The 6,458-nt window shown below is 70.3% G+C and carries 4 protein-coding genes; 2 read left to right on the plus strand and 2 right to left on the minus strand.

Annotated elements, in window-relative coordinates; genetic code table 11:
- Window positions 1-31: 31 nt before the first annotated feature.
- Window positions 32-1,309, plus strand: coding sequence for an ATP-binding protein (locus ABD224_RS12670; RefSeq protein ID WP_344049578.1), 1,278 nt, complete (start codon window positions 32-34; stop codon window positions 1,307-1,309).
- A 172-nt stretch (window positions 1,310-1,481) separates the two neighbouring features.
- The gene (locus tag ABD224_RS12675) at window positions 1,482-2,090 is read left to right on the plus strand and encodes a DUF4304 domain-containing protein (RefSeq protein ID WP_344049579.1); all 609 of its coding nucleotides are present in this window, start codon (window positions 1,482-1,484) and stop codon (window positions 2,088-2,090) included.
- On the opposite strand, the gene ABD224_RS12680 is transcribed toward ABD224_RS12675, so the two are convergent.
- Both ABD224_RS12680 and ABD224_RS12685 read right to left on the minus strand, forming a co-directional pair.
- A complete protein-coding gene (locus ABD224_RS12680) occupies window positions 2,078-5,368 on the minus strand; it encodes a S8 family peptidase (protein ID WP_344049580.1) in 3,291 nt (1,096 codons plus the stop codon). The genes ABD224_RS12675 and ABD224_RS12680 overlap by 13 nt on opposite strands.
- A gap of 234 nt (window positions 5,369-5,602) precedes the next feature.
- Window positions 5,603-6,286: an ABC transporter ATP-binding protein gene (locus ABD224_RS12685; protein ID WP_344049581.1), complete on the minus strand. Its 684-nt coding sequence runs from the start codon at window positions 6,284-6,286 to the stop codon at window positions 5,603-5,605.
- Window positions 6,287-6,458: the final 172 nt, after the last annotated feature.

Genomic DNA, 6,458 nt, shown 5'->3' on the forward strand with positions numbered 1-6,458 from the left:
GGGCTCCCGAGTCGGGTGTGAGGTGGTGCCGATGCCCGTATGGCATCTGCGGGACTATCACGACGACGATCTCGACCAGGCCGTCCAGATCTGGGACCAGAGCCGCCTGATCGGCGAGGATCCCGTGTTCCCGGTCTCCGAGGTGATGGCCGCGGCCAGGGCCGGTCAGCCGGCGGTGGTCGCGATGGTCGGGGACGAGCTGGTGGGCATGGCCGTGGCCCAGGCGCACGGCAAGCGGGGATGGATTCTCCTGATCGCGCTCGCCTCCCGCTGGCGCGAGCGCGGGATCGGCAGTGCGCTCCTCGGTGATCTGGAGCGACGCCTGAGGGCACTGGGCGTACGGCACATCAGCGCGCTGCTGCCCGCGGGCGCCGCCGGGACGAAGGCACTGGAGAACTCCGGCTACCGTTTGCGCGACGACCTGACCTACTACGAGAAATTCGAGCCGGCCGGGGCCGCCAAGGCCGATGTCCTCACGGCGCTGGGCGGTCGCATGCTGCCGCAAGGGCTCTGGGACGCCATGGCGGGCATGGAGCGGGAGAAGCAGGTCGTCGAGCGTCGTGTGGTGCTCCCGCTGACGGAGCCGGAGCTGGCCGATCGCTACGGTGTCGTACCGCCCAAGGCGATCATCCTGTTCGGCCCGCCCGGCACGGGGAAGACCAGTTTCGCCCAGGCGGTCGCCTCACGGCTGGACTGGCCGTTCGTGGAGATCTTCCCGTCCCGGCTCGCCGCCGACACGAGCGAGGGGCTGGCCGCGGCCCTGCGGGAGACCTTCGCGGAGCTGGCGGAACTGGACTCGGTGCTGCTCTTCATCGACGAGGTCGAGGAGATCGCCGCCGTGCGGTCCGGGAAGGCGGTCGACCCCGGGCACGGGGTGACCAACGAGCTGCTCAAGCTCATCCCCGTCTTCCGTGAGCGGGACGCGCGGCTGCTGGTCTGCGCCACCAACTCGGTCCGCTCCCTCGACCCCGCCTTCCTGCGGCCGGGCCGGTTCGACTACGTCATCCCCATCGGGCCTCCGGACCCGACCGCCCGCAGGGCGATCTGGAGCCGCTACCTCGGGAACACCGCCGGCACGGTCGACCTCGACCGGCTGGTCGAGGCCAGCGAGCTGTTCACGCCGGCCGACATCGGGTTCGCGGCCCGCAAGGGCGCACAGGCGGCGTTCGAACGCGAGGTCACGCACCGCCAGGGCAGGCCGGCCACCACCGAGGACTATCTGAACGCCATCGCCGACACCCGGCCGACACTGACCCCGCAGGCGATCGAGGAGTTCACCGAGGACATCGAGACGTACAGCCGGCTCTGAGCCGCTTCCCGGCCCGGCCGGCGCCGTCCGTGGACGGCGTGCCCACGCATGCCCGCGCGCTCCCCGGCACGGCCACGCATGACCGTCCGTGGCCGTACGCGGCCGCCCACTGTCACAGGCGCCGTGTACTGTGCCCGGCCGATTTCGCCGAGGCGGAGGACGGACACCCACCATGGTCACGGCTGCTGCTGTCCACGCGTACGCGATGCGCACCCGGACCGCGCCGCACCTGCGTGCGCTGGGCTTCAAGGGTTCCGGTCAGCGGTACGCGCTGCCGCACGAGAAGGCCTGGGCTCAGCTGGGCTTCCAGAAGTCCCGGGGCAACACCGCGAGAAGCATGCGGTTCACCGTCAACCTCTCGGTGATCGGCAAGGAGGCCTGGGAGCGCGCCCACGCGGAGGCGTCGTGGCTCCCGGAGCGCCCGAACCCGAATGTGCGCTACGGCGCCAGGGGCGAGACGGTCCGGATCGGTCTCCTGCTTCCTTCCAGGTCCGACGTCTGGTGGGGCTTCGAGGCCGGGGAGGGCCCTGTCGAGGAGCTGGCGGAGCCCTGTGCGACGGATGTGTGCACGGTGATCACGGACCACATGCCGTGCCCCATCTGCACCGCGCTCTGGCGGCTCTCCCGTAGCCACGGAGGCGGCAGGCCCGGGGCCACGGCCTGCTCCATGGACGGAACAGACGGGGACGGCCCGCCCGAAGCGGGGCTTCGGGCGGGCCGTCCGTCATCCGTCACCGGCTCGCATCGCGCCGGACTCCGCGGCTCGGCTCACTTGCCGTAGTACGCGTTGTAGATCGAGATCGTCGATGTGTTGCCCTTCTTGTCGACGATCTTGGCGCGGTAGGAGATGGCCTTGCCCTTCGCCGGGTTCTTGACGGTGATCTTGCCCTTCTTGACGGTGACCTTCTTCCAGGTCTTGCCGTTGTTGTACGACACCCAGACGGACAGCGACTTGAGGTTCTTGCCCGCGGCGGCACCCTCGACGGTGACCGGGAAGGTCATCTTCTTGCCCGCCTTGACACGGTTGTCCATGCCGGTGGTGGCCTTGAAGCGGGCCGAGGAGGCCGGGAGCTGGGTGGTGCGGGACGGCTTCTTGGAACGGAAGGTCCAGGTCGCGTCGATGCGCGTGGAGGCGTTGGCGATCTTCGCGCTGCGGGTGACCGAGGTGGTCAGCTTGTACGCGGCGTCACCCGCGGGGACGGTGAAGGGCTTCTCCCCGGTCAGCGGGTCGTCGGTGGAGCCGACCTTCTTGTTGTTGCGGTAGAGGGTCGTCTTCGCCGAGGTGACCGTCGAGAAGCCGGCGTGCCCGGCGGAGTCGGCGAACAGTGGCAGCGAGCCGTAGATCGTGTTGCCGTCCCGGAACAGGCCGTACTGCCGGCTCAGGTGCGGACCGAACACCGCCCTGTTGAAGGTCTTGGTGTAGGTCTTGCCGCCCTTGAAGGTCTGCGGCGCGCCGAGCGTGTAGGACGCCTCGATGACCGGGAAGCCTTCGCGGTCACGGCCGCCGTACTGGTGCACGTCCATCGACCACTTGACGCCGTGGGCCGTCGACAGGTGCAGCGTGCGCGTGCCCGGCAGTTTCTGCTCGATCAGGAGGTTGTCGACGAAGTCCTCGGGGAGGACGCCGTACACGGTGACGCCACCGGTCTTGCGGGAGCCGCCCGCGGCCATGGCGACCTTCACCGTGGCGAGTTCACGTGCCGTGTAGCGGTGTGTCCTGCCGCCCTGGAACCGCTTGACCTTGGCGGTGGTCACCACGTCGTACTCGGTGCTCGCGCCCTTGGTCCACTGGCCGTTCCAGGTCTGGGTCAGTCCGCTGACGTCCCCGCCGAGGGATCCGGTGCGCAGGTCGGACCAGCGGTAGGCGAAGGTGCCGCTGCCGAACTCCGCCGGCTGGTAGTAGTAGCTGATCATCGCCGCCTGCTGCCGCGCGGACTTGTCCGGCACGGTGATGTTGGCCGCCTTGGCGGTCCGGGCGTCGATGGTCAGCGTGAGGTTCCTGGTCACGCTGAGCTTCGGCTGAGCCAGCCAGTCCAGGCCGCCCTTGTAGGTCTTGGGGTCCTTCACGATCTGGGACTCCAGGAGGTACGTGCCCTTGGGCACGCGCACGGTCGTCGTGCCGGAGTCGGAGGGGAACACCTGGTAGGAGCGGCCGGCGCCGAGGCCGGAGTAGCCGTACAGGGCGGTGTCGTAGCCGGTGGCGGGCTTGCCGTCACGGCCGATGTGCTTGACGGTGACGTCGTAGGACTCGACCTCGCGGTTCACGGCCGCGGCCGTGCGGACGCTGTGCCCGCCGCCGGTCGCCGTGACGTACGCCGAGTAGGCGCCGTCCAGGGTGCCGCCCAGCCGGGTGTCGACGGTCAGGTCCACGGAGGCCTTGCCGCCGGCCGGGACGGTCACCTCGGTCGCGCCGAGCGTGAAGAAGCCGGACGGGGCCGCCCCTCCCCGGGGGTTGGTCGCCGTCAGGTTCAGGGTGAGCGTGACGTCCTCGGTGCCGAGGTTGCGGTAGGTCAGCTGCTTGGTGACCGGCTTGTCGTCGGTGTGCGGCCAGGCCTGGGTGCCGAAGCTCACCGACACCGGGTCGGCGATCACGGTCTGCCGTATCGCCCGGTCGACGGCGATGCGGCCGGCGCCCTGCTGGAACGCGGTGTACGCGCCGCCCTTCGCGGAGCCGGTCAGCGCGCCCTTGAGCTCGGCGTAGCCCCAGTCGGGGTGCTGCTGCTTGAGGAGGGCGGCGGCACCGGCGACGTGCGGGGTCGCCATGGACGTGCCGTCGATGGTCACGTAGCCGGCCGGGTTCTCGCCGACCTCCTGGCTGATGAGGCTGCCCTTGGCCGCGGCGGCGGTGATGGCGACACCGGGCGCGGTGACGTCGGGCTTGACCGCGCCGTCGCCGACGCGCGGGCCGGTGGAGGAGAAGTCGGCGAGCCTGTCCTTCTTGTCGACGGCGCCGACGGTGAGGGCGGAGTCCGCGCTGCCGGGCGAGCCGACCGTCTCCGGGCCCTCGTTGCCGGCGGCGATCGCGAAGAGGATGTCCTTCTCGGCGGAGAGCTTGTCGACCGCCGCCTCCAGCGGGTCGACTCCGGGCGTGTCCGGGCCGCCGAGGCTGAGGTTGACGATGTCGGCGCCCTGCTGGGCGGCCCACTCCATGCCGGCGAGGATGCCGGAGTCGTCGCCGTAGCCGTAGTCGTCGAGAACCTTGCCGTTGAGGATCTTCGCGTCGGGCGCCACGCCCTTGTACTTGCCGCCCGACTTGGCGCCGGTGCCCGCCGCGATGGAGGCGACGTGGGTGCCGTGGCCGTAGTGGTCGGTGGTGCTGTTCGAGGCGGAGAAGTCCTTGGCCGCGACGACCTGGCCCTTCAGGTCGGGGTGGGTGGCGTCGACACCGGTGTCCAGGACGGCGATCTTCACGCCCTTGCCGGTGTAGCCGGCCTTCTGGGCGGTGGGAGCGCCGATCTGCGGCACGGACTTGTCGAGGCTGACCCTGCGGACGCCGTCGAGCCAGACGCGGGCGACACCGGCGGCGGTCCGGTCCCCGTCGGTGAGCGCCTTCCACAGCTCGGGCGTGTCCTTCGCCGGGGTCTGCACCGCGTCGGCGTTCAGTGTCCTGAGGGTGCGGCGCAGGGTGCCGGCCTCGCGGACGTCGGCCCGTGCGCCGGCGGCGGCGCCCTTGTAGCCGACGATGACCTTCAGGCCGTTCCTGAACGACCGTCGGGTGGCCGACTTGTTCAACTCGGTGATGTCGAACAGGCGCTGGTCCAGCTTGCCGGAGGCGATCAGACGGGCCGCGTCGGCCGGCACGACATAGGTGTGCCCGCCGGACCTGCGGATCTTCACGGGTATGTGCGCACGTCCCTTGGCCCGCTTCAGGCCGACCACGTGCCCCTTGGCGTTCACGGTGACCCGGTCGCCGGTGATGAGGGTGATGTCACGGTGGGCGGTGAGCCGGGCGGCGTCGGACGAACGCTGCTCGGGTCCTGCCGAAGCCGGGCTGGTCAGACCCGCGGCGAGGACGACGGCTGTCGCGGCGGCAATGGTGGCCGCGCGCGCCTTGTTCACTTGTCTACGCAAGAATCCCCCTGGGAAATGGATGACCGGGTGAATCCCCTGTTCACCCGACCGGGGGAAGCATCGCACGCGTGCACGTAGATCCCCCCGGCCCATGCAGTATGCCGGGGGGTGATCACCTGCTCAACAACGGGGTATGACAATCGGTCAGATATGCGATCCCTGTGAGACGCAGGAGAGGCCCGAGAAGCCCGGGAAGCCCGGGATGCGCCCCGAGACGGCCGCCTACGCGTCCGCGTTCTCCTCGACGGCGATCCGGCCCTGGCGGATCGTCACCCGGCGGGAGGCCCTCTTCGCGAGGACGGAGTCGTGGGTGACCATCACGAACGTCAACCCGTGCTCCTTCCACATGCGTTCGAGCACGTCCATGATCTCGTCGCGTGTCGACTCGTCCAGGTTTCCGGTGGGTTCGTCGGCGAGCAGCACCTTGGGCCGCTTGACCAGGGCGCGGGCGATGGCGACGCGCTGCTGCTGACCGCCGGACATCTCGCCCGGCAGATGCGCGAGCCGTTCGCCGAGTCCGACCGATTCCAGTGCCTCGGCGGCCCGTGCGCGGCGCTCGGCGGCCTTGACGCCGAGCGGGACGAGAGCGGTCTCGACGTTCTCCTGCGCGGTCAGTGTCGGGATCAGGTTGAAGGACTGGAAGACGAAGCCGATGTGCTCGCTGCGCACCCGGGTGAGCCGGGCCTCGGACAGTCCGGCCAGATCGGTGCCGTCCAGGACGACTTCACCAAAGGTCGGCCGGTCGAGCCCGCCCAGCATCTGCAGCAGCGTCGACTTGCCGCCACCGGTGGGGCCCTGGACGACCAGCCGGTCGCCGTCGCCGATGGTCAGATCGATTCCGTCGAGGGCCTGGACGGCGTCCTTGCCGCGGACATAGCGCTTGGTGACGCCTCTGAGTTCGTACATGGGAAGAACAGCTCCTGGGACATGGGGAGTCGGGCCGGGAAAGTCGGGCCGGGGAACGGGCCGGGAAAGCCGGGCCGGCGGCCCGCGGATGCCGGACGGCGGCCCGCGGATGCCGGACGGCGGCCTACTCGACGCGCCGCAGCGCGTCCGCCGGGCGCAGCCGGGCGGCGCG

The organism is Streptomyces thermoalcalitolerans, from assembly GCF_039525155.1.
Classification (GTDB): Bacteria; Actinomycetota; Actinomycetes; order Streptomycetales; family Streptomycetaceae; genus Streptomyces; species Streptomyces thermovulgaris.

Coding starts and splice junctions, on each gene's coding strand:
- ABD224_RS12685 (WP_344049581.1), bottom strand. CDS start 6,286: ATGTACGAACTCAGAGGCGTCACCAAGCGCTATGTCCGCGGCAAGGAC.
- ABD224_RS12670 (WP_344049578.1), top strand. CDS start 32: ATGCCCGTATGGCATCTGCGGGACTATCACGACGACGATCTCGACCAG.
- ABD224_RS12675 (WP_344049579.1), top strand. CDS start 1,482: ATGGTCACGGCTGCTGCTGTCCACGCGTACGCGATGCGCACCCGGACC.